We start from the raw sequence: 22763 nt of genomic DNA, 5'->3' as shown, positions 1-22763 counted from the left end.
CGGTTGCAGGCGACGCAATGGCACTACGTCACAGCCATGCGCCTTCCATGCTGCTTGAACTCCGTCGAATCGGCTGCCGTCTGCATCGGCCGTTGCATCGCATAGGGCCGACTGCGTACATTGCGTTGTCTGTGCATTAAGCGTTCCGCTACACTGCGGTCGATTCATCGCGGCTGGACCCCCCGCCAGCCGTTGGCAGCCTCACGCTACCTAATCAAGATCGGAGAGCCGGATGGCCAACGATGGGGTTAACGCACCTGCTGATATCGGGCGTCGTCGGTTTTTGACCGCGACAACGGCCGTGGTCGGTGCGGTCGGAGCAGGATTCGTTGCAGTTCCGTTCGTGAAGTCGTGGAATCCCAGTGCGCGTGCCAAGTTGGCTGGCGCACCGGTAACCGCCGACATCAGCGCCTTGCAGGAAGGCCAGCGCATGGTCCTTGAATGGCGCGGTCAGCCTATCTGGATCGTCAAACGCTCCAAGGCCATGCTCGACGCGCTCCCGTCGCTGGACGACCGGCTCAAGGACCCCAAGTCCGAGAACAAGGACCAGCAGCCGGAATACGTGCTGAAAAACCCGGAATATCGCTCGATCAAGTCCGACATTTCGGTGCTGGTCGGGCTGTGTACGCATCTGGGTTGCTCGCCGGAGATGGTCGCCGAAATCCGCCCCGAGCCTTACGACCCCCAGTGGAAAGGCGGTTACTTCTGCCCTTGCCACAAGTCGCGCTTCGACATGTCTGGCCGCGTCTTCGACGGCGTGCCGGCACCGATCAATCTGCTGGTGCCCCCACACCACTACGTGGACGACAACACCTTGGTGATCGGCGTCGATCCTGACGATGCCGGTGCGTCGGCCAAAACCACGGGGGCTGCCTGATGAGCAATGTTCTGGTCCGTACCGCCAACGGCGTGTTCGATTGGGTCAACGAGCGCGCGCCCGGGCTGATGCCCATGTACCGCAAGCACATCAGCGAGTACTACGCGCCGAAGAACTTCAACCTCTGGTACTACTTTGGCTCGCTGGCCATCGTGGTGCTGGTCAACCAGATCGTCACCGGCATCTTCCTGACGATGCACTACAAGACCAGCGCCGCCGATGCATTCGCTTCGATCGAATACATCATGCGCGACGTGGAGTGGGGCTGGCTGATCCGCTACATGCACAGCACCGGGGCCTCGCTGTTCTTCATCGTGGTGTACCTGCACATGTTCCGCGGCTTGATGTACGGCAGCTACCAGAAGCCGCGCGAGCTGGTGTGGATCCTGGGCATGCTGATCTACCTGGTGCTGATGGCCGAAGCCTTCATGGGCTATGTGCTGCCGTGGGGACAGATGTCCTTCTGGGGCGCGAAGGTGATCATCTCGCTGTTCGGTGCCATTCCAGTGATCGGCAACGGGCTGACCGAATGGATCATGGGCGACTACCTGCCCGGCGATGCCACGCTCAACCGCTTCTTCGCGCTGCATGTGATCGCGCTGCCGTTGGTGCTGCTGCTGTTGATCGTGCTGCACATCGGTGCGCTGCACGAAGTGGGTTCCAATAACCCGGACGGCGTGGACATCAAGAAAGGTCCGAAGGGCAATCGCTGGGACGCGCACAAGCCGGCCGATGGCATTCCGTTCCATCCGTATTACACGGTCAAGGACCTGGTGGGCGTCGGCTTCCTGTTGTTGATCGCGGCCTTCATCATCTTCTTCGCACCGGCGTTCGGCGGCCTGTTCCTGGAGCATGACAACTTCACCGAGGCCAACCGGTTGGTGACGCCGGAGCACATCAAGCCGGTGTGGTACTACACGCCGTACTACGCCATGTTGCGCGTGGTGCCCAACAAGCTCGGTGGCGTGCTGGTGATGTTCTCGGCCATCGCAATCCTGTTCCTGGTGCCCTGGCTGGATCGCGCCAAGGTGCGATCGGTGCGCTACCGCGGCTGGATTTCCAAGCTGGCGCTGGGCGTGCTGGTGGTGTGCTTCGTCTGGCTGGGCGTGATCGGCTCCGGCCCCGGCACCGACGCGCATGAAACCTATGTCGGGCGCGTGCTGACCTTCCTGTACTTCGCCTTCTTCATCACCATGCCGGTGTGGACGCGGCTGGACAAGACCAAGCCGGTGCCGGAGCGGGTGACGACCCATGACTAATTCGAACGTGAGGTCATGGACGTCGCGCGTGGTCGCCTTGCTCTGCGGCCTGGTGATCGCTGGCGGTGCGGTGGCTGCCGAAGGCGGGGCGGTGCAGCAAGCCGGCAATGACCTGAGCGATCGCGCATCGCTGCAGCGCGGTGCGCAGTTGTTCATGAACTACTGCTCCGGCTGCCATTCGTTGAAGTACCTGCGCTATTCGCGCATGGCCAGCGATCTGGGCTTGAGCGAAGAGGAGGTCATGACCAACCTCAACTTCACCGGTGCCAAAGTCGGCGAACACATCGAAGGCACCATGCCGCACGATGCCGCGACCAAGTGGTTCGGCAAGGCGCCGCCGGATCTGACCTTGATTGCGCGCGTGCGCGGTACGGACTGGGTCTACACCTATCTCAAGTCGTTTTATCTGGATCAGACCCGCCCGCTGGGCTGGAACAACAAACTGTTTCCGAACGCGTCGATGCCCAACCCGCTATGGGAGTTGCAGGGCTTGCAGCAGGCGCAATTCGGCCCGGCCGACAAGGCCACCGGCGACAAGCCGGTAGAGGCATTGAAGCTGGGGCAGCCGGGGCGCCAGACGCCGGTGGAATTCGACCAGACCGTGCGCGATATCGCCAACTTCCTGGAGTACGCCGGCGAGCCAGCTGCATTGAAGCGCCAGAGCATGGGCGTGTGGGTGGTCCTGTTCCTGGCGCTGCTTACCTTCATCGCTTACTTGCTGAAGAAGGAGTACTGGAAGGACGTGCATTGAGCGCTGCGCAGGCCGTCATCGGCTGCGGGAGCGAACCTTTGCAGTGCAGTGCAGGGCAGGCATGGCTAGGTGTTTGGAGACCTCACTGATCGCCGCGCCTTGCGGGCGCTGCCAACGGGAACCGCTTGCCCTCTCCCGTACGGAGAGGGGCGGGGCGATGGTTGGCAGGCGGACAGCATCTCTATCGGGGCCGCCTGCGTCGCTCGCTGAAACAGGGTGGCAGCGCCCACGCGTGCTGCGGTTTCGGGGAGTGCCGCAACAACCGCCTTATCGGAACATTAATAAGCCCTATCACTCTTGGCTTTTGCGTGACGTGATTGCACACTCGATAGACCGTGGTGACTGTCGGCGTTGGGCCGGCCGCGCCGATGCGGCCGGCGGATTCCGGTCGTCGGAGAGCCTTGAATGGCGACGAGTGTGCGTATGCGGAATACCTTGACTTTGTTTTCGTCCAACGACGACGTGTTGTGCCACCGGGTTCGTCTGGTCCTGGCGGCGAAAGGGGTGACCTACGACCTGGTGGCGGTCGACCCGCAAAATCCTCCCGAAGATCTGATCGATCTCAATCCCTATCATTCGGTGCCGACGCTGGTCGAACGCGACCTGGTGCTGTACGCCGCGTCGGTGGTTAGCGAATACCTGGACGAGCGCTATCCGCATCCGCCGCTGATGCCGGTCGACCCGCTCTCGCGCGCGCGTCTGCGCCTGGCCATGTTGCGCATCGAGCATGACTGGGTGCCGCAAGTACAGGCGATCCAGCTCGGCAACAAGACGCAGGCCGAGGCCGGCCGCAAGCGCCTGAAAGAACTGCTTACCGCATCGGTGCCGTTGTTCAAGGCCAGCAAATTCTTCCTCAATCCGGAAATGAGTCTGGCCGATTGCGCGATGGCGCCGATCATCTGGCGACTGGATGCATTGGAAATCAGCCTGCCCAAGGACGGTAAGGCGATCGAGGATTACGGCAACCGGATCTTCCGCAACCCGGGCTTCATCCGCAGCCTCACCGACCAGGAAAAGAAGCTGCGCGATCTGCCGGGCTGATGCGACGGCTGTATGCCAACAGACCGACTTCCGATCGCGTGGCCGCCGCGACGGGCCATGTGCGGGTAAAATGACGCAATGAGCGAAGATTTCCCCCGCATGACCAGCCATCGCCCGTACCTGTTGCGGGCCTTGGTCGAATGGATCAACGACAACGGCATGACGCCGCACGTTTTGGTGGATGCCGGCTTGCCCGGTGTGCAGGTGCCTGCCAGTGCCGTCAAGGACGGTCGCGTCGTCTTGAATATCGCCGAGCGTGCCGTGGTTGGCCTGCAGGTGGACAACGAAAGCGTGAGCTTCACTGCGCGCTTCGGTGGCGTGAGCCACCCGGTGATGGTGCCGATGGCCGCCGTGCTGGCGGTCTATGCGCGCGAAACCGGGCAGGGCATGGCCCTGCCGGACGACATTCCCGGCACCAACAGCGAGCCGCCCGATCCGGGCACGCCACCGCCGAGCGCGCCGACGCCGGACGAACCGCCCAGCGGCGGCAAGCGCCCGCATCTTCGCGTGGTGAAATAAGGACAGCGCACCACAGGTTTGCGCCGCCGCAAGGCGAGTGCAGCCCGTGACCGGAATCGGCAGGGACCATCCGTAAGCTAAGGTTGCCGCGTACCGTCCACGGCGACCGGTGATGGCGCCCCAGGTTCCATGAGCTGCGGTGAAAGCGGCGAGCATATGACCTGCAGGCTCGGCAAGTGGAGGGTTCGATTGCACGTAGAGCGCACCCGTCATGTCGATTGCAGCGCGCCGGATGCGTCCGGCGCGCTCGACGACGCCTACGTGTACGAGTACGACATCTATCGCTTCGTGGATGGCGAGCGTTGTCTGGTTGCGCGCAGTTACATCGATACGCCGAGTGAGGCGCATTTTCTCAGCATCGACGTTGCCGGCAAGTCGCGTCTATTGAAGGATGCCGACCTGCTGGATCCGTTGTCGCTGTTCGCCCAGGCGCAGCTGCGTCGAGAGGGCAAGCTGCAGTTGTGCTGGCTGAGCGGCAGGGGCAATGGCTACGAGCCCGTTCCGGATTCGACGGCCTTGGAATGACGCGGCCGGCTGTGGAGTGCCGCGACTGCTGGAACGGCCAACCGCGTGCACGCACAGCGACAGCGCGTAGCGACAGTTTGACGACCGCCGGAATCCAAGAGGAAAACCGGCCGGCCAGTTGCTGTCGCCCAGGCATGTGAAGTTGCAGGTACGTTAGACGTCGGCGCGCGTGCGACCGGCAACTGCGCGCCTTACTCCAGACGCTCATGCTCCGGGTGCAAGGCCCTGACGGTCGCGACCTGCGGCCCGGTGAAGGCAATCAGTTGATCGCCCCGCAGCACCAGCTTGCCGCTATGGCGATCCACGCCGTCGTAGGAATACTCGAAACGGAAGGTGCGCTCGAAGCCCAGCCAGCCGCTGGGCATCCTGCACACGCGGAGATTGGTGGAATGCACGCTCTGGTCCAGCCATTGCACGTCGGCCGCGCGGCAGGCATTGCGGCCGAGGATGTCGGCGCGTTCGGCAGCCGCACGCGAGGAGTTCCAGAACGCGAACAGCGCGGCGCCGGCGATCATGAAAAGAATCAGGCTGGGCATGCCGTCAATGTGCCACGGCACGTGGCCGGCGGACAATCGCCGGGCCGGCGCCGCAGCGTTGCGAAGGCGTCGCCTTGTCGACGGCAGAGGCCGTCACCATTGCGCTAAGAGCGGCTAACAAAAGGTAGCGAGCAGCTGTCAGGTGGGCGTGGACGGCGCGCTCAGAACCGGAGTGTACGAGTGGGACATGCCGATTCCGAGCACCGGCCGCGCCCGCCTGGCGGCTGCGCAGTCGTTTTGTCAGCCGCTCTAAATCGTTCACTACCGGCCTGGCCCATGGCTTGTCTGCACCGCTGCGCAGCCCCATTGATGGTAGTTCCCGCCGAGTTACATCCGCGCGCCTTGCCGTCATGATGAGCAATGGCGTCGGGCATTGCCAATGCATCCTGTCCTGCAACACTTCCATCCTGTGGTCGCTGCGTGGTTCGCGCAGACCTTCGCTGCGCCGACACCGGCGCAGATCGCCGCGTGGCCGGCGATCCAGGCCGGACGTCACACGCTGGTGGCCGCGCCGACCGGCTCGGGCAAGACGCTGACGGCGTTCTTCGCCGCCATCGATGCGTTGATCCGCGACGGGCTGGCCAACGGCGGTGCGTTGCCCGACGAAACCCGTGTGGTGTATGTCTCGCCGTTGAAGGCCTTGTCCAACGACATCCACCTCAACCTGGACGCGCCGTTGCAGGGCATCCGTGCGGCGCTGGTCGCCGGAGGCTTGCCGGATGTGCCGATTCGTACGGCGGTGCGTACCGGCGACACCCCGCAGCGCGAGCGCGCGCAGCCGCGTCGCACGCCGCCGCATATTCTGGTGACCACGCCGGAGTCGCTGTACGTGCTGTTGGGGTCGGCATCCGGGCGCACGTCGCTGCGGCATGTTCGGACCGTGATCGTCGATGAAATCCACGCGGTGGCGTCGGACAAGCGTGGCAGCCACCTGAGCCTGACACTGGAGCGCCTGCAGCGGCTGGTCGCGCAGCCGATCACGCGGGTGGGGCTGTCGGCGACGCAGAAGCCCATCGAAACGGTGGCGCAATTTTTGGTCGGTGTCGACGCAGACGGCGTGCCGCCGCCGTGCGAGATCGTCGATATCGGCTACACCCGCCGGCGTGACCTGGCCCTGGCGTTGCCGCCCACGCCGCTGAGCGTGGTGATGTCCAACGACCAGTGGCTGCAGGTGTACGCCGATGTGGCCGCACTGGCGCAGCAGCATCGCACCACGCTGGTGTTCGTCAACACACGGCGCATGGCCGAACGCGCGGCGCGGCATCTGGGCGATCTGCTCGGCAAGCAGCGCGTGTCGGCGCATCACGGCAGCCTTTCGCGCGAGACGCGCCTGCTGGCCGAGCAACGGCTCAAGGCCGGCGACCTCACCGTGTTGGTGGCGACCGCATCGCTGGAACTGGGGCTGGATATCGGCGATGTCGATCTGGTCTGCCAGCTCGGTTCGCCGCGCTCGATCGCCACCTTCCTGCAACGCGCCGGGCGTTCCGGACACAAGGTCGGCGGTACGCCCAAGGCGCGCCTGTTTCCGCAAACCCGCGACGAACTGGTCGAATGCGCCGCGCTGCTGGACAGCATCCGCCGCGGCGAACTGGATGCCTTGCGCATCGTGCCAGCGCCGGTGGATGTGCTGGCGCAGCAGATCGTTGCCGAAACCGCCTGCGAAGACTGGGACGAAGATGCGCTGTTCGCGCTGGTGCGGCGCGCGTGGCCGTTCGCCGGGTTGAGCAGTGCCAGCTTCGACAGCGTGGTGCGCATGTTGTGCGATGGCTTCAGCACCCGGCTCGGTCCGCGCGCCGGCTACCTGCATCGCGATGCGGTGCATCGGCGCTTGCACGCCCGGCGCGGTGCGCGCATGACGGCGCTCACCTCCGGCGGCACCATTCCCGAAACCGGCGACTACAGCGTGGTGCTGGAACCGCAAGCCGAAAAGATCGGCACGGTGAACGAGGATTTCGCCGTCGAAAGCCTCACCGGCGATGTGTTCCAGCTCGGCAACGCGAGCTACCGCATCTTGCGCGTGGAAGCCGGGCGCGTGCGCGTGGAAGATGCCAAGGGTGCGCCGCCGAACATTCCGTTCTGGCTGGGCGAAGCGCCGGGTCGCAGCGATGAACTGTCTGCGGCGGTGTCGCGCCTGCGTGGCGAGATTGCCACGCGTCTGGACACCGCGCCGCACCAAGCCGCGCGCGACTGGCTGCAGCGCGAGCTGGAGATGTCTGCCGAAGCGACGCGGCAACTGGTGGATTATCTGGCAAGCGCTTGCACGGCGTTGGGCGCGATGCCCACCCAGCAGTGCCTGGTGATGGAGCGCTTCTTCGATGCCAGCGGCGGTACCCAGCTGGTCATCCATTCGCCATACGGCAGCCGCATCAATCGTGCATGGGGGCTGGCGCTGCGCAAGCGCTTTTGCCGCACCTTCAATTTCGAATTGCAGGCGGCAGCCACCGAAGATGCGATTGTGTTGTCGCTGTCGACCAGTCATAGCTTTGCGCTGGAAGAGGTTGGCCGTTACCTGCATTCGTCCTCGGCCGAGCATGTATTGATCCAGGCATTGCTGGATGCACCGCTGTTCGGCGTGCGCTGGCGCTGGAACGCGACCAACGCGATGGCGCTGCCGCGCTTCAGTGGCGGCAACAAGGTTGCGCCGCAGTTGCAACGCATGAAGTCCGAAGATTTGCTCGCTACGGTATTCCCGGACCAGGTGGCCTGTGCGGAGAACCTGGTCGGCGAGCGCGAGGTGCCGGACCATCCGTTGGTGGCGCAGACGTTGGAAGATTGCCTGCACCACGCCATGGATAGCGAAGGCTGGCTGCAGGTATTGCGCGGTCTGGAATCGGGCGCGGTGACGCTGGTCGCACGCGACCTGGCTGCGCCGTCGCCACTGGCCGCCGAAGCCTTGAATGCGCGTCCGTATGCATTCCTCGACGATGCGCCGCTGGAAGAACGCCGCACCCAGGCCGTGCAAAGTCGGCGCTACACGCCGCAGAGCAGCGACGACCTGGGCCAGCTCGATCCGCAAGCCATCGAGGCCGTTCGCGAAGAGGCCTGGCCACAGCCGCGCGATGCCGAAGAGATGCATGAGGCACTGGTGGGGCTGGGCGTGCTGCCGGTCGCAGAGGCCACCGATGCGCAGTGGCAGGCATGGTTGGGCGCGCTGGCCGCAGCGGGTCGTGCCAGCTGTATTGCCTTGCACGGCAGCCCGGCGCTGTGGATCAGCGCCGAGCGCATCGACTGGTTCATGCCGTTGTATCGGCAAGCAACTGCGCAGCCGCCGCTGCAGGCGCCGGCCGATTGCCGTGTTGCCGACTGGCAGCGCGACTGGGCGGTGCGCGAACTGCTGCGCGGGCGCCTGTCTGCGGTCGGCCCGGCACAGGTGCCGGCCCTGTCCCAGGCGTTGCTGGTGCCCGAATCAGAGATCGCGCTGGCGCTGGCGGCCCTGCAACGCGAGGGCTATGTCATGGCCGGGCAGTTCAGTGCGCACGCGCAGGCCGAAGAGTGGTGCGAGCGCCATCTGTTGGCACGCATCCACCGCTACACATTGGGGCGTCTGCGCCGCGAGATCGAACCGGTATCGCAGCGCGATTACGCGCGTTTTCTGTTCGAGTGGCAGCACGTGGACAGCAGCAGCCGGGTGGCTGGGCCGGATGCGCTGGCCGGGGTGGTGGGGCAGCTCGAGGGCTTCGAGGCGCCTGCGGTGCTGTGGGAGAGCGAGCTATTGCCGGCGCGCATCCGCGACTATCAACCGGCCTGGCTGGACGAGTTGTGCACCGCCGGGCGCACGCTATGGGCACGCTTGCGGCCCGGCGGTGGCCGCAGCGGCGCTGCACTGCGCAGCACGCCGATCGTGCTGCTGCCACGGCGCGAAGCGCAGCGTTGGAGCGCATTGGCGCGCGATGCCGACGACGCGCCATTGGGTTCGCGCGCGCAACGCGTCATGGACGTGTTGCAGCAGCAAGGCGCGCTGTTCTTCGATGAAATCGCCGACGCGGCACATCTGATGAACACCGAGCTGGAAGATGCGTTGAGCGAGCTGGTAATGCGCGGCCGCGCGCATTGCGACAGCTATGCCGGCCTGCGCGCGCTGCTGGTGCCGGCGTCCAAGCGGCCGTCGGCACTGTCGCGGCAGCGTCGCCGTGCCAGCGCGCTGGGCATCCGCGATGCGGGCCGCTGGGCGCCGGTGCGAGCGCTGCCCGAGCTGCCGCTTGCCGAGGCCGCGCAGCGCCATCAGGACACGCTCGAGCACGTGGCGCGCACGTTGTTGCGCCGCTACGGCGTGGTGTGTTGGCGGCTGCTCGAATGCGAGGCCGCGTGGCTGCCGCCATGGCGCGAATTGCTGCGCATGTATCAACGGCTCGAAGCGCGCGGCGAAATCCGCAGCGGGCGGTTTATCGCCGGGTTGTCCGGCGAGCAGTTTGCGTTGCCGGAGGCGATTGCGGCCTTGCGCCGCGTGCGCGCGCAGCCATTGCCGCAGCAGTGGATCTGCATCAGTGCGAGCGACCCAAGCAATCTGCTCGGCAGTCTGCTGCCGGGCGAGCGGGTCACGCGCGTGCCGGGCAATCGGGTCGCTTCGCTGGATGGGCTGCCGATGGCGGTGTGGGCGGCAGACCGCTTCCAGGCCTTGCAGGAGCTCACCCCCACGCAGGCCGAGCAGGCGTTGCGCCTGCTACAGCGCGGGCCGGGCGCGGCCGAGCAATCGCCGATGGAGCGCTGGCTGGCTCAATCGCCGGCAAGCAGCGTGGCTTTTCCGGTCGCGCGCGGAAGCGGGCGCGACACATAGCGACTATCTGCAACCACCCACCGCCAGGGCGCATCGACCGCCTTGCGGATGCCGATGCGCGGCGTTGCCACTGGGTTGGACGGAGGCGGCATGCCGTCGTCTTCGATCCATAGCCGCGCGGCCGCAGTGCTGAGATCCAGCCCGTTGTCGGCGGCGGTCACGCCGAACGCCTGCGCCAGGCGGCCTGGGCCGGTGGTCAAGGCGGTGACGGGCGCGGCGCCGCGCGCGGCCTGCATGTGGTCGACCCCGTCCAGCGGTTCTAGCGCGCGGATCAGCACCGCGTGCCCGGGCGCACCGCCGCAGACCGCATTGATTGCCCAGTGCATGCCATAGATGAAATACACATACAGGTGCCCGGGCGCACCGAACATCACCCGCGTGCGCGGCGTCATGCCGCGGAACGAGTGCGCTGCCGGGTCGTCGCTGCCGCAATAGGCTTCCACTTCGGTGATGCGCCCGCGGCGTCCGTCGGCGCTGACCAGCACCTTGTTGAGCAATTGCGGCGCGACCTGGCGGGCGTCGTGGGCATAGAACGTACGGGGCAAGGGCGTTGCAGGCATGGCCAAAGCATAGCGACGCGGACGTGATGTCCCGGCGGATTGGCCTGGATAGCGCACGGGCGGGGGTAGGGTTTTTCCGAATATGGCCCGTGATGAGCGCGTGATCTGTCACAAAAGCGCAGATTCGATTCGATGAATAGGCGCCGCGGCCCCGGACGCATCTCAAGCGCGTTTTGTCGTCGCCGATAGCCATTAGCGATGGGTTAGACCAGCCGTATCGCCATGCGCGGTACGCGCAGCGCCATCGCCTTCCTGCAGCGCATGTCGCCCACGCATCCCTCTTGAGAGAACTCCCCAATGTTAGGCAACTTCAGAATCGGAACCAGACTGATCGTGGCATTCCTGATCGTCTCGGCGATCGGCGCATGCATCGGGTGGGTGGGCTATTCCAACTCCGGCCGTATCAATGCGCTGTCGAGTTCGTTGTACGAGCGCGAATTGCTCGGCATGTCCAACGTCAAGGAAGCCAATATCAACCTCATCTATGCAGGGCGCGCGCGCGCCAATCTGCTGTTGGCCAGCAGCGCAGAAGAGCGCCAGTCGCATGTGCAGAACATCGACAAATACACCGCCAAGGTGGTCGATTACATGACCCGTGCGCGTGCGAGCTTCCAGAGCGAAGAAGGCAAGAACAAGCTGGCGCAATTCGATCGCGCCTGGCAGAAATATCTGGACGAGCGCGGCCGCTTCATCGAAGCCGCCAACCGCGAAGCGCTGCGCGAGGCTAATCCGGAACTGGCCGCGCTGTCGCGCGCGGTACGTGCCAGCTCGGACGAAGTGGATAACCTGATGACCGACCTGAGCGGCCTGCGCGAGCGCAGCGCCGCGGCGGCCAACGCGGAAGCCGATGCGATCCATACGCGCAGTTCCAGGCTGCTGGTCGCCATCATCTGCAGCGGCGTGTTGCTCGGTGCCATTCTCGGTGTGGTGATCAGCCGCAGCGTCACCGGGCCGATCCGCCGCGCGGTGGCGGTGGCCAATGGCTTGTCCGAAGGCGATCTCACCATGCGCATCGATGTGCACGGCCGCGACGAAACCGCGCAATTGCTCGAAGCGATGCGCACCATGGTGCAGAAGCTGTCGCAGGTGGTCGGCGAGGTCAACACCAGCGCCGAAACGCTCGCCAGTGCGTCCGAAGAAGTCAGCGCCACCGCGCAGTCGTTGTCGCAGGCGGCCAGCGAACAGGCCGCCGGTGTGGAAGAAACCAGCGCCTCGCTGGAGCAGATGACCGCATCGATCAGCCAGAACACCGAAAACGCGCGCGTCACCGACGGCATGGCTACCCAGGCCGCGAAAGAAACCGTGGAAGGTGGCGAAGCGGTCGTTGCCACCACCCAGGCGATGAAGCAGATCGCGCAGAAGATCGGCATCATCGACGACATCGCGTACCAGACCAATCTGCTTGCGCTCAATGCCGCGATCGAAGCCGCGCGCGCCGGCGAGCATGGCAAGGGGTTTGCCGTGGTCGCCGCCGAGGTGCGCAAGCTGGCCGAGCGCAGCCAGGTAGCCGCGCAGGAAATCGGCGAGGTGGCCAGTTCGAGCGTGGAATTGGCCGACCGCGCCGGCCGTTTGCTGGATTCGATCGTGCCCAGCATCAAGCGCACCTCCGATCTGGTGCAGGAAATTTCCGCCGCCTCCGAGGAGCAATCTTCCGGCGTCAGCCAGATCAATTCGGCGGTCGTGCAGTTGAGCCAGACCACCCAGCAGAACGCCAGCGCATCCGAAGAACTGGCCGCCACTGCCGAGGAAATGAGCGCGCAGGCCGAACAGTTGCAGCAAAGCATGGCGTTCTTCCGGCTGGGCGGGCAGGGCGCCCAGACTGCGCCGCCCAAGCGCGGCAAGCAGGTCGCCGCGCGGCCGGCGCGTGCGGCGGGCACGCGTGGCTGGCGCAGCAACGCAGCGCCGGCGTATGCGATGTCCGAGGGTCCCGACGAAGGCCAGTTCGCGCGTTTCTGAGAGAGCGACCAATGACCGCACCGACGCTTGATGTGATGCCCGGCGACGCCGATGTCGCCGCGCAATACCTGACCTTTCAACTGGATGGCGAAACCTTCGCCACCAGCATTCTCGGCATTCGCGAGATCATTCAATACCGCGCTCCCACGCCGGTACCGTCGATGCCCGATTGCGTGCGCGGGGTGATCAATCTGCGCGGCGCGGTGGTGCCGGTGGTGGACCTGCAATCGCGGCTGGGGCGCGCAGACAGCACGATCGGCAAACGCAGCTGCATCGTGATTCTGGCCACCGAGCAGGCACAGGGCACGCAGGTGATTGGCGTGCTGGTGGATGCGGTCAATGCAGTGATCGAACTGGCCGACCAGGACATCGAAGCGGCGCCGTCGTTCGGCACGCATATCCGCCGCGATCTGCTACGCGGCATGGGCAAGGTCGGCGAGCGCTTTGTAGTCCTGCTGGAGATGGAGCAAGTGCTGCAGGTGGACGAGATCGCCGGAAACACCGACGCACTGGCGGCCTGAGCGACAGCCATGCCGCAGGGCGATCGGCGCGGACTGCGTCGATCAGGCCCGCAGCTGCCAACCGTCGAAGCGGTGCACGCGGTTGCGGCCATCGCCACGCGCCTGCTGCAACGCGTGCCGCGCACGGGCCAGCAAGGTATTGCTGTCGAGCGCGGTTGGCGTGGCCACCTCCACCACACCTGCGCTGAGCGTCAACGGACCGGTGGGCCAGCGCGCGCCTTCCACCGCCTTGCGCAAGTCTTCGGCAGTGGCGAAGGCCGCAGATGCAGCGGTCGCCGGCAACGCCACGCAGAATTGATCGCAGGCCAGGCGCGCCACGATTGCGGCAGGCGGAAGCTGCGTTTCCAGCAATGTAGCGACCTGCAGCAAGGTGGCATCGGCCGCTGCCGCGCCGGCCTGCAATTTCTGCCGCTTGAAGCCATCCAGTTCGAGCAGCATGAAACCCAGTGGCGCATCAGCGGCAGCGCTGGGCGCATCGGCAAGCGCGTGCAAGGCGTGCTCCAGCCCGGCGCGATTCCATTGCCCGGTAAGCGCGTCGCGCAGTGCGTCCAGCTCCACCAGCCGCGCGGCCTGTTGCAGTTCGATGGTGCTGACGACTTGCTTGGCCAGGGCTTGCAGCGCATCGCGCTCGGCCACCGAGAGCCGCCGCGGAACGCGATCCAGCACGCACAGGGTTCCCAGTGCGATGCCGTCCGGGGTCAACAACGGCGCGCCTGCATAGAAGCGGATCTGCGGCTCGCCTGTCACCAGCGCGTTGCGCACAAACCGCTCGTCCAGGTGAGTGTCGCCGACTTCCATCACCTGATCGGGTTCGAGAATGGCATGCGCGCAAAACGACAACTCGCGCGGGGTCTCGCTCTGCTGCATGCCAAGCCGGGATTTGAACCACTGGCGATGGGTATCGACCAGCGAGATCAGCGCCATCGGCATCCGGCAGACCGCGGCTGCGATCGCGGTGAACGCGTCGTAGCTCGGCTCCGGTGCGGTATCCAGCAGGCGGTAAGCATGCAGTGCCTGGACGCGCTCATCTTCGTTGGCCGGCAGGCGCGCCCCGATCATGGCGTTGACGCCGCCTGGCAGCAACGTTGCGTGGGTCAGGTTCAACGCAGGGGCGTCGGGTATCTGCATGCAAAGCACCACCGGGAACAAGGCGCCATCGAGGCGATGAGGGGTTAACGCGATGAGGCACTGGCCGATGCGATCGCCACCGTGGCAAGGCACTGCTTCCCAGGGCAGCGGCATATCGGCGAGCGCCTGTCCTGATCTTGCCACAGGAGCGGCGTGGCTGGTCGGCGCCCGATTCCGGTCCCGCGGACGCAGCGTTCTCAGCTGCAGGATAGGATGGAACGCCCCGGCGACGATGCAGCATGGAGGTTCGCCGCATGGAGGTTCGCCGCATCGACATTGCCGCAACGCTGCCCGGTGCCAGGCAGCAGGTTGGACGGCTTACTCTCCCTGGCCAGCCTTGCCAGTGGGGCGACGGCTTTGCTCGTCGTGCACCTTCAGATCTTCCTGGCCCGGGAGTTGCTTGGCGGCATCGTCGTGCTTGCGGTCTTACTGGCTCTCGGTCACGCCGTGCGCATCGTCGGCGACGTCATCGGGTTGTTGGCCTTGCTTGCTCATGGGGTGGGTCCGCTGTGGAGTGAAGCCGGACCTTAGCGCGCGCGACGTGATCCCCACGCCACGGCGACCGACCGGCCTGCACCGAAGGTCACCCGCGGGCCTTAAAAACGCGCAAGCCCCGGAAACATGACGTCTCCAGGGCTCGTGCGTTTGACTCGATGGTGGGCGGAAGGCTCCCGAATAATACCTGCAAGTAGCTGTAATGCAATAAGTATTTCCGATGCGGTGAGTGCTGTTACCGCCATAGTTACCGCCAAGCTCATGCGGCTAGGCCCCGCGTACCATTGCGTGCGTCTACCGCTGCACTCATCCATGCGGCCACTTCTGTGGAGACCCATGCCGCAATGTTGCCACCGGGGAATTGTACTGGCTTCGGGAACTTGCCCGCAGCGGCCCAGGCATAGAGCGTGGACTTGCTCACGCCGACGGTGGCGATGACCTCGGGCAAGCGCATGAAATGATATGGCAGCGTCGTCTGTGGTTGAGTCGTCATGGCTTCCTTGAAATGAGAAAGGCCCGCTGCATGAGGTTGCAGCAAGCCTTTAGGTTGGTGTGGTGCCTGCCGTAGGGCAGCCTCCCTGGAGGGGGCGGCATGGGGGCGGCTGGGCCTTGGATGGTTGAAGTGACTGCCGCGTAATTTCGCAGCGAAAACCTTTTTTCTTCTCCCGCCGGCAGGGCGGTCAAGTCAGGCTTGGGCTGTCAGTTGTCCAGATGTGCCGGTTGCGCTGGGACAGCGGGTGTCCCAATTGGGACAGGGCGGTATGGTGGTGGGCTGAAGTGAGCAAGAAGATCCACCGATGCGAGTTGATCTGTGGCATTCACCTCGTCGTTCGCCAGCATCTCAAGTGCTCTGGCGCGCACGGCTGGGGATGAGCCATCCACCAGCTTGACGATACTGCGCGCGACCTTCTCCGCATCCCGGTCTAACTGCTGCTGCTCGGTACTGGGCAAGCTTGTCTGCCATGGGCTGTTGGCTTCCCGCACGTATCGCCACCTCGGCCAGCCAGTGCCGGGGTCAATCGACAGTGAATTGAACTCCGTTGGGACCACGCGGGGCAGATAAGTCACCATGCTGCCGACGGTGTTCTTGCTGATGCCGAATCGGCCTGCGATAGAGCGTAACGATTCGCCCTTTGGAAGCTCGTTGGCGCCTCGTTGCGTCAGGATTGCAAGGTACTGCCAAGCGGCATCTCGGCATTGTTCTTTGTGGAGGGCGAGTGATCTGCCAGTGCAGTTCACCAGCTTCGAGACGGCGACGGCCGCATGCCAGTCCATCGGCAAGATACTCGCGGGAATTGTGTCTCGACCAGCCTGTCTATAGGCAGTTAGGCGATGGTGTCCGTCTACGAGGTACAAGCCGGGGGCCACAGACTCTGCGTGCCCGATATCCGCTATCCACACAGGGTCAAGTTGTGTCTGTTCCGATACTTCTAGCGCTAATCGAAGGGTGGCGATGTGCTGCTCGCGGCCCTGCTCGATCCGGCCCTTGTCGCGAATTGGAACTATGCGGGTCACTCTGGGCTGCAAAGCGTCAGCGAGCCGAACATAGCTGATAAGTAGATGCTGTTGAGGGGTGCACCTGAATCGCTCAAGTGCGGCGTCATAGTTCATTGCTGGCCTCCTATTCGAGTCGCGGGAGACGCGCATAACTTAGTCGGCATCATGCCGGTGAGTCTGTTCCGTGTGCCGAAGTCAAGCGCGTCTAGGACAGCGTTGTGTCCTATAGGGGTACCGAAATGAGCTTCCTTTAAAAATCAGGTGGTTAACGGAGCTAGGTAAGGGCTCTTAGGTTGACTTTTCCTGAGATGGAGGCTCCAGTAGTGAGGCTGGAGGAACGCCCAAAGCATCAGCAAGGCGGTAGATGTTCAGGAGCGCGATGTTGCGTTGCCCGCGCTCGACGCCACCCAGGTAGCTGCGTGCGAGCCCGCTCTCTAGTGCGAGGCGTTCTTGGGAAAGTCCTCGGGCTCGTCTAACTTCGGCTAGTCGCAGTCCGAACATGGCGCGCGGATCGGTGGGCATCGCTTCCTCCAGCATTGGAGAACGATGCCGATGCGCCCTTTATCGGGCCACGCCCTATGAGTTCACCCTCTATGAGTGACATTAAAGGCGAGATGGGCCTATCATTCGATTGAGCGCGGAGCGCCCGCTCAGTGCAACAAGTCCAGAACAAGGTGACCAACGATGAAGTTGAAGTTTTGCAGCGTTGCCGGGGCCGCGCTTCTTCTCAGTGCGTGTGCTACTCATGCAGATTGGCTTGTGACCAAAGCCAGTCGCGCGGATGGTGTGGTAGCGCTTTCGTATGAGCGCAATGAGTTTCAGCGCCCCGACATGAGCGAGCAGCAGGCCGTGCAGCTTGCCGAGCAGAAGTGCAAAAACTGGGCTATAAGGGAGCGGAGCCGTTCGGATCGCAGAGTGCCGAGTGTTTGTCACGCCGAGGCTTCGGAAACTGCGGATCAAGGCGCGTGACGATTGAATTCCAGTGCATCGGCAATCCAGGTAATTAATCTTGTTGCGCCGAAACCTACACGGGTCGCCAGATTTTTCGAGGTCAATCATGGGAACACTGCTTGCACTCCCACTTATCATGTTTGCACTTGGTGCAATTAGCACCCTTTCCAGTAGGCTGACATTGAGGTTGGGCAAAAAGCCCTGGCACTTGGTTGTGGTGCAGTTGGTTATGGGTCTTCTCGTGGCAGCACTTATAGCCTTTGCAATCGTGAGGATTTCCTCGGCGCATTGAAATTTAAAATGATACAGATGACGGCTGTGGGCGGGTGCGCCTATGGAGTGCTAGCTCCTGTGGATAAGTTCGGCAATGTCCTTTAGTGGGCCAAGATTTAAGTGAATTGGAGGCAGGGTCTTTATTGGGCTTGTAGGGATAAATACATAGCGAAACTCCTCCTGATAGAGGTACTTGAAATGCTTGCAGGCAAAAACGCTCTTCGTCTTTTTTGAGGGGTGAAAAGGATCGAAGTAATGAACTGCGCATGGAACTTTCATCCTTCTCAATGCCGCAGCGGCGGGCGGCTACGAGGATGGCATTTCCCGACATGTGCTTGCGAGGGTCCCGCCCACCAGGGAAAACGAACTCGCCGCGTCCGGTAAGAGGGTATAGGTCGCGCAGGATTTCCACAGCCTGAGTCGAAAGGGCGGCGATGTGGGTGCGCTTGGTCTTGGTCACGAAGTAGCGCCACTGTCCGGCGTCGAGGTCCAGTTCCGCCCACCTCATGCGGACAAGCTCGCCGGGTCTGGCGAACAGCAACGGTGCCAGTCGCAGGGCACTCCTGACCACTGGCCGACTGGTGCTGATGTCAATCTTCCGCAGCACGCCCGTAGCTTCCTCCGATGTGGTGGCAGCAGCGAACGGCATGGATCGCCAGGGAGTCAGCGCTCCTTTCAATGCACCTGTAGGATCGGCTTCGGCCCGGCCAGTACGCACTGCGTACCGAAAGACTGCGCCGCAGGTCTGCAAGGCTCGATGAGCGGTCTCGATGGCGCCTCGCTGTTCGATCCGCTCCAAGTGCTTCAGCAGTTCCGGGGCGGTAATGGCTGCGATGGGGCTGCTGCCGATCCAGGGAAAGATGTCGCTCTGCAAGCGGCGGATGATCTTGTCCGCGTACTGGGAACTCCAATCCTTCTGCTGCTTGGAGAACCACTCTCGGGCGATGACCTCGAAGCTGTTCGCTGCGGCGGCCTCCCCAGCGGCCTTGACGGCCTTCCGCTGTTCGCCTGGGTCTACCTTGGCCGCGAGCAGCCGACGCGCTTCCGCCAGCTTCTCCCGCGCATCTGCGAGGCTCACTTCGGGGTAGGTGCCGAATGACAGGGTGTTGCGCTTGCCGGTGACCGGGCGGCGGTAGTCGTAGCGCCACCAGCGTGCGCCGTCGGGTCGTAGTAGCAGATACAGGCCGTTGCCGTCGCGCAGCTTCTGAGGCGTTGCGAGACACTTCGTCCTACGAATAGTGGTATCGGTGAGAGGCATGGTAGCTCCTTGGCGGTAACAGGTTAGGGGATGCCCCAGCTACCGCCAAAATTACCGCCAGATACCGCCGGATTTGCGCGGTCTCGGCTAGACTACCTCGGAAACAAAAAAGGCCGGAAAGCCTTATGTCACAGTGCTTTCTGGCCTCGTTTGCACCGTCTAGGACGGCAAGATGGTGGAGCGGAAGGGGATCGAACCCTCGACCTTCGCGATGCGAACGCGACGCTCTCCCAGCTGAGCTACCGCCCCACGTGCGACGATTCTACCCACAAGCCGCGCGGTTCGCCAAGCGAAGGACGCGGCCGACGGTGCCAGGCGGCACGATCGTGCGGGTGTTGGCCTTACTCGCGAACCAGCGGGAACTTGAGGTCCGGGTTCTTCGCCTTCCATTCCTTGTACGACACCGAACCTTCCCAGGCAGCGAACGCCTTCGGCGTGCGGCCACGACCGGACCAGGTTTCGCCGGTGTGCGGCAGCTCGTACTTGGGCTTCACTTCGCTGCGGCCGCTCTTGACCACTTCCTTGCGCGCGGCAGTGGTGCCCAGGTAAGCGGCAATGTCGTTGCGCTGCTTGGTGTTGAAGTGACCGGCAAACTGCTCGAGCAGGGAAACGATGGTGGCATGCGCAGAGGATGCCTCGCTCGCGCGCTCGGTTTTCTCCTGTTCTTCCAGCTTCTGCAGTTCGTCCAGCAGCTTGGCCTTGGCTTGCGCGATGGAATCCAGTTTCGAAGAGGTATTGCTCACAGAGGTATGGCCTCGGAATAAGAGTGGACACGCCGCCCGTAGGGCGCGCGGCATTATGGCATGTGGCCCGGAGCGGCCGTTATGCAACAGGGGCTTGCACATGGCGTGAACAGGCCTTTCACGACGCCTGTTCGAACGCTTTCGCATTGTCGCTACGGGTGCTGCTGGGCCGACGGCTCACGTTAGCAGACCCGACCACGACGATACAGGAGCATGTCATGAGTGACGACAAACGCAACGTCGGTTCGCCAGACCGTGACCGCATCAACGTCAATGAAGCCTATGAGCTGCAGTACTGGACCAAGACTCTGGGCGTCAGTGCCGATGAATTGCGCGCGGCGGTGCAGAAGGTGGGGCCAATGGCCGCCAGCGTACGCCAGCATCTGGGCAAGTAAGCGGAAGGTCTGCCATGAGCCTGAGCGAATACCGCCGCAAGCGCAGCTTCGACAAGACCCGCGAGCCGGAGCCGGGCAAGGCCCTGCCGCCGGGGCAGCGTGCGATCTTCGTGGTGCAGCTGCACCACGCCAGCCGTCGCCATTACGATTTTCGCCTGCAGTTGGGCGATGCGCTCAAGAGCTGGGCGGTGCCGAAGGGGCCAAGTTACGACCCCAAGGTCAAGCGCATGGCGGTGGAGGTGGAAGACCACCCGGTCGATTACGCCAGTTTCGAAGGCGAGATTCCCAAGGGCGAATACGGTGGCGGGCACGTGGCGCAGTTCGACCATGGCGTGTGGGCCACGGCGGGCGACCCCGAAGCGCAGTTGGCCAAGGGACATCTGCGCTTCGAGTTGTTCGGCAACAAGCTCAAGGGCGGTTGGCATCTGGTGCGCTCGGGCAAGCCCGCGCGGCAGCCGCAGTGGCTGCTGTTTAAAGAAGACGATGCCTACGCCGGCACGTTGGAGGCCGACGACCTACTGGCCGACGTCGCTGCCGCGCCTGCCGACGATGTACGCCGCGCAGGCGCCGGCAAGACCCAGCGCAAGGCGCTGACGACCGTGCCTGCGCCGGTGGCGAAAAAGCGTGGTACCTGGGCGAAGCAGGCGCTGGCGTTGAGTAATGCACGTCGCGCCGAGATGGAGGATGCGCCGTTCGCGCCGCAGCTGGCCAAGCTGGGGCAGTCCCCGCCCGAAGGCACGCAGTGGCTGCACGAAATCAAATGGGACGGTTACCGCATCCTGGCCACTGTGACCGACGGCAAGGTAAGGCTGTGGTCGCGCAATGCATTGGAGTGGACCGACAAGACACCGGAAATTGCCGATGCCATCCAGTCGCTGGGCCTGCGCAGCGCGCAACTCGATGGCGAATTGATCGCCGGGCGCGGCACCAAGGACGACTTCAACCTGCTGCAGGCCACCTTGTCCGGCGAGCGCCAGGTGCCGCTGGCGTTGGCGGTGTTCGATCTGTTGCACGTGGACGGGGTGGACATCAGCGAGGCGCCGTTGCGCGAACGCAAGCAGCTGTTGCAGCAGGTGCTGGAGGCTGCACCCAACACGCATCTGGCCTATAGCTCGCACGTTGAAGGCGATGGCACCGAGGCGTTCCGGGTGGCCGGCGAACAGCACTTCGAAGGCATCATTTCCAAGCGCGCGGATCGCCCGTATCGCGACGGGCGCAGCGACGATTGGCGCAAGACCAAGCAACTGGCCAGTCAGGACTATGCGGTGGTCGGCTACACCGCGCCCAAGGGCAGCCGCAGCGGCTTCGGCTCGCTGTTGCTGGCCACGCCGGACCCGGTGCATGGCTGGTTGTACGTGGGCCGTGTGGGTTCCGGGTTCTCCGATGACCTGATGCGTGAAGTCATCCGGCAACTGGAAGGTGGCGGGCGCAAGCCTACCGCGCACATTCCCACCGAAGACACCGACCTGCGCGGCGCCACCTGGTTTGCGCCGCGCTTTGTGGTGGAGGTGTTCTATCGCGGCATTGGGGGGCAACAGTTGTTGCGCCAGGCCTCGTTCAAGGCGCTTCGCCCGGACAAACGCATTGCCGATCTGGCCGACAGCGATGCAGGAGCCGGCCCGGCTGCATCGTCGTCTGCCAAGCGTGCGGCAAACAAACGTGCTGCCAAAGACGCCGCAACCCAGGCGCCCAAACGTGCAGCGACGCGAGCAACAGCGCCTGCGCGCAAATCTGCGGTTGCCACACCTTCCTCGGCTGCGCTACCCACGCTGTCCAGCCCGACCAAGTTGATCTACCCGGATATCCGCGCGACCAAGCGCGATGTCTGGGACTACTACCAGGCGGTGATGGATCACCTGTTACCGCAGATCGTAGGACGGCCGCTGTCCATCATCCGCTGCCCCAGCGGTGCCGAAAAACCGTGTTTTTTCCAGAAGCACCATACCGCAGGCCTGGAGCGCGTGAGCTCGGTCAAGCTGACCGAAGAGACCGGCACCAACGCGTATTACCTGGTGGTCGAAGACGCGCCCGGGTTGTTGGAACTGGTGCAGTTCAATGCGCTGGAATTCCATTCCTGGGGCTCGCATGCGGATCGCCCGGATGTGGCCGACCGGGTGGTGTTCGATCTCGATCCTGGCCCGGACGTGCCGTTTGCCGAGGTCAAACGTGCGGCCAACGATATCCGCAAGCTGCTGGCACAGCTGGAGCTGGAATCGTTCCTGCGTGTCTCCGGCGGCAAGGGGTTGCACGTGGTGGTGCCCCTGAATCCCGGCTGCGACTGGGAGGTGACCAAGCGTTTCGCCAAGGGATTTGCAGATGCCCTGGCGCAGGCCGAGCCGCAGCGGTTCATTGCCACAGCCACCAAGCGGCTGCGCAACAAGCGCATCTTCGTCGACTACCTGCGCAACGGCCGTGGCGCCACTGCAGTTGCTTCCTATTCTTTGCGTGGTCGTCCGGGGGCGCCAGTTGCGTTGCCGTTGGCGTGGTCGGACCTGTCCAAGCTGCAGCGCGCCGATGCGTTCACCTTGCGCGATGTCCCGGAGAAGCTGCGCCGTCGGCGCAAGGACCCTTGGGCAGACATGGACCGCATCCGGCAGAACCTGGCGCGCTGGGCGGAGCAGGACGAGGAGTGATGTGATTGGGCACAGAGCATGCCGGCATTGCCGCTGCGCGTACGCGACCGGTAGTGAAGTCGCCGCGACGC

At 64.0% G+C, this 22763-nt stretch carries 20 protein-coding genes, 1 tRNA gene, 1 other RNA gene and 1 pseudogene; 13 read left to right on the top strand and 10 right to left on the bottom strand.

Annotated elements, in window-relative coordinates; genetic code table 11:
• Positions 1-232: 232 nt before the first annotated feature.
• The 6 genes from petA (at position 233) to FLG15_RS12425 (ending at position 4972) form a co-directional block, all read left to right on the top strand.
• The gene (gene petA, locus FLG15_RS12450; protein ID WP_011347774.1) at positions 233-877 is read left to right on the top strand and encodes a ubiquinol-cytochrome c reductase iron-sulfur subunit; all 645 of its coding nucleotides are present in this window, start codon (positions 233-235) and stop codon (positions 875-877) included.
• Positions 877-2136, top strand: a complete 1260-nt coding sequence (locus FLG15_RS12445; protein ID WP_017156168.1) for a cytochrome b — start codon at positions 877-879, stop codon at positions 2134-2136. Before petA ends, FLG15_RS12445 begins: the two co-directional genes overlap by 1 nt.
• Positions 2129-2887, top strand: coding sequence for a cytochrome c1 (locus FLG15_RS12440; RefSeq protein WP_057677897.1), 759 nt, complete (start codon positions 2129-2131; stop codon positions 2885-2887). Before FLG15_RS12445 ends, FLG15_RS12440 begins: the two co-directional genes overlap by 8 nt.
• 405 nt (positions 2888-3292) lie before the next feature.
• Entirely contained in the window at positions 3293-3928 is a 636-nt protein-coding gene (locus tag FLG15_RS12435; RefSeq protein ID WP_017159210.1) for a glutathione S-transferase N-terminal domain-containing protein, read from the top strand.
• 78 nt (positions 3929-4006) lie between these two features.
• On the top strand, positions 4007-4447 hold the full coding sequence (locus FLG15_RS12430; RefSeq protein ID WP_057677896.1) for a ClpXP protease specificity-enhancing factor: 441 nt from the start codon (positions 4007-4009) through the stop codon (positions 4445-4447).
• A gap of 189 nt (positions 4448-4636) precedes the next feature.
• Positions 4637-4972: a hypothetical protein gene (locus FLG15_RS12425; RefSeq protein ID WP_057677895.1), complete on the top strand. Its 336-nt coding sequence runs from the start codon at positions 4637-4639 to the stop codon at positions 4970-4972.
• Between the two features lie 191 nt (positions 4973-5163).
• On the opposite strand, the gene FLG15_RS12420 is transcribed toward FLG15_RS12425, so the two are convergent.
• Both FLG15_RS12420 and FLG15_RS12415 read right to left on the bottom strand, forming a co-directional pair.
• A complete protein-coding gene (locus FLG15_RS12420) occupies positions 5164-5544 on the bottom strand; it encodes a DUF3301 domain-containing protein (protein ID WP_057677894.1) in 381 nt (126 codons plus the stop codon).
• Positions 5545-5620: 76 nt separating this feature from the next.
• Positions 5621-5697: non-coding RNA, sX9 sRNA (locus FLG15_RS12415), on the bottom strand.
• A 190-nt stretch (positions 5698-5887) separates the two neighbouring features.
• Here FLG15_RS12415 and FLG15_RS12410 point away from each other — a divergent pair.
• On the top strand, positions 5888-10282 hold the full coding sequence (locus FLG15_RS12410; protein WP_150146439.1) for a DEAD/DEAH box helicase: 4395 nt from the start codon (positions 5888-5890) through the stop codon (positions 10280-10282).
• Here FLG15_RS12410 and FLG15_RS12405 read toward each other — a convergent pair.
• On the bottom strand, positions 10222-10827 hold the full coding sequence (locus FLG15_RS12405) for a DNA-3-methyladenine glycosylase (RefSeq protein WP_170922345.1): 606 nt from the start codon (positions 10825-10827) through the stop codon (positions 10222-10224). The two genes, FLG15_RS12410 and FLG15_RS12405, sit on opposite strands and share 61 nt — an antisense overlap.
• A gap of 312 nt (positions 10828-11139) precedes the next feature.
• Here FLG15_RS12405 and FLG15_RS12400 point away from each other — a divergent pair, with 312 nt between their 5' ends.
• Entirely contained in the window at positions 11140-12798 is a 1659-nt protein-coding gene (locus tag FLG15_RS12400; protein WP_150146436.1) for a methyl-accepting chemotaxis protein, read from the top strand.
• An 11-nt stretch (positions 12799-12809) separates the two neighbouring features.
• Positions 12810-13319, top strand: a complete 510-nt coding sequence (locus FLG15_RS12395) for a chemotaxis protein CheW (RefSeq protein ID WP_017156159.1) — start codon at positions 12810-12812, stop codon at positions 13317-13319.
• A 42-nt stretch (positions 13320-13361) separates the two neighbouring features.
• Here FLG15_RS12395 and FLG15_RS12390 read toward each other — a convergent pair whose 3' ends face one another.
• Positions 13362-14468 carry a sensor domain-containing diguanylate cyclase gene (locus FLG15_RS12390; protein ID WP_170922292.1) on the bottom strand — a complete coding sequence of 369 codons (1107 nt, stop codon included), beginning with the start codon at positions 14466-14468 and terminating at the stop codon, positions 13362-13364.
• Positions 14469-14660: 192 nt separating this feature from the next.
• On the opposite strand from FLG15_RS12390, the gene FLG15_RS23485 reads away from it, so the two are divergent.
• Positions 14661-14978 carry a hypothetical protein gene (locus FLG15_RS23485; protein ID WP_209228174.1) on the top strand — a complete coding sequence of 106 codons (318 nt, stop codon included), beginning with the start codon at positions 14661-14663 and terminating at the stop codon, positions 14976-14978.
• Positions 14979-15201: 223 nt separating this feature from the next.
• On the opposite strand, the gene FLG15_RS12385 is transcribed toward FLG15_RS23485, so the two are convergent.
• The 3 genes from FLG15_RS12385 to FLG15_RS12375 all read right to left on the bottom strand — a co-directional run bounded on the left by FLG15_RS12385 (position 15202) and on the right by FLG15_RS12375 (position 16940).
• Complete coding sequence (locus tag FLG15_RS12385; protein ID WP_244664086.1) at positions 15202-15435, bottom strand: helix-turn-helix transcriptional regulator; 234 nt, start codon at positions 15433-15435, stop codon at positions 15202-15204.
• Positions 15436-15641: 206 nt separating this feature from the next.
• Entirely contained in the window at positions 15642-16553 is a 912-nt protein-coding gene (locus FLG15_RS12380; RefSeq protein WP_017163762.1) for a ParB N-terminal domain-containing protein, read from the bottom strand.
• Between the two features lie 174 nt (positions 16554-16727).
• Positions 16728-16940, bottom strand: a complete 213-nt coding sequence (locus tag FLG15_RS12375; RefSeq protein WP_228507970.1) for a helix-turn-helix domain-containing protein — start codon at positions 16938-16940, stop codon at positions 16728-16730.
• A gap of 183 nt (positions 16941-17123) precedes the next feature.
• Between FLG15_RS12375 and yecR the strand changes: the two are divergent.
• Positions 17124-17446 (top strand): annotated as a pseudogene (yecR, locus tag FLG15_RS12370) (YecR family lipoprotein).
• 239 nt (positions 17447-17685) lie between these two features.
• Here the strand turns inward: yecR and FLG15_RS12360 are convergent.
• The 3 genes from FLG15_RS12360 to FLG15_RS12350 form a co-directional block, all read right to left on the bottom strand.
• Positions 17686-18921, bottom strand: a complete 1236-nt coding sequence (locus FLG15_RS12360) for a tyrosine-type recombinase/integrase (RefSeq protein ID WP_244665522.1) — start codon at positions 18919-18921, stop codon at positions 17686-17688.
• Positions 18922-19094: 173 nt separating this feature from the next.
• Positions 19095-19170 (bottom strand) — tRNA-Ala (locus FLG15_RS12355).
• Between the two features lie 92 nt (positions 19171-19262).
• A complete protein-coding gene (locus FLG15_RS12350; RefSeq protein WP_003485983.1) occupies positions 19263-19664 on the bottom strand; it encodes an H-NS histone family protein in 402 nt (133 codons plus the stop codon).
• Positions 19665-19882: 218 nt separating this feature from the next.
• On the opposite strand from FLG15_RS12350, the gene FLG15_RS12345 reads away from it, so the two are divergent.
• Positions 19883-20059 carry a DUF3606 domain-containing protein gene (locus tag FLG15_RS12345; RefSeq protein WP_017156156.1) on the top strand — a complete coding sequence of 59 codons (177 nt, stop codon included), beginning with the start codon at positions 19883-19885 and terminating at the stop codon, positions 20057-20059.
• Between the two features lie 14 nt (positions 20060-20073).
• Positions 20074-22692, top strand: coding sequence for a DNA ligase D (gene ligD / locus FLG15_RS12340; protein WP_150146427.1), 2619 nt, complete (start codon positions 20074-20076; stop codon positions 22690-22692).
• The last annotated feature ends 71 nt before the right edge of the window (positions 22693-22763 follow it).

It is taken from the genome of Xanthomonas phaseoli pv. dieffenbachiae (genome assembly GCF_008639345.1).
GTDB lineage: Bacteria > Pseudomonadota > Gammaproteobacteria > Xanthomonadales > Xanthomonadaceae > Xanthomonas > Xanthomonas phaseoli.
Note: the sequence above shows the minus strand (reverse complement) of the source record. Positions and strands in the feature narration are given on the sequence as shown.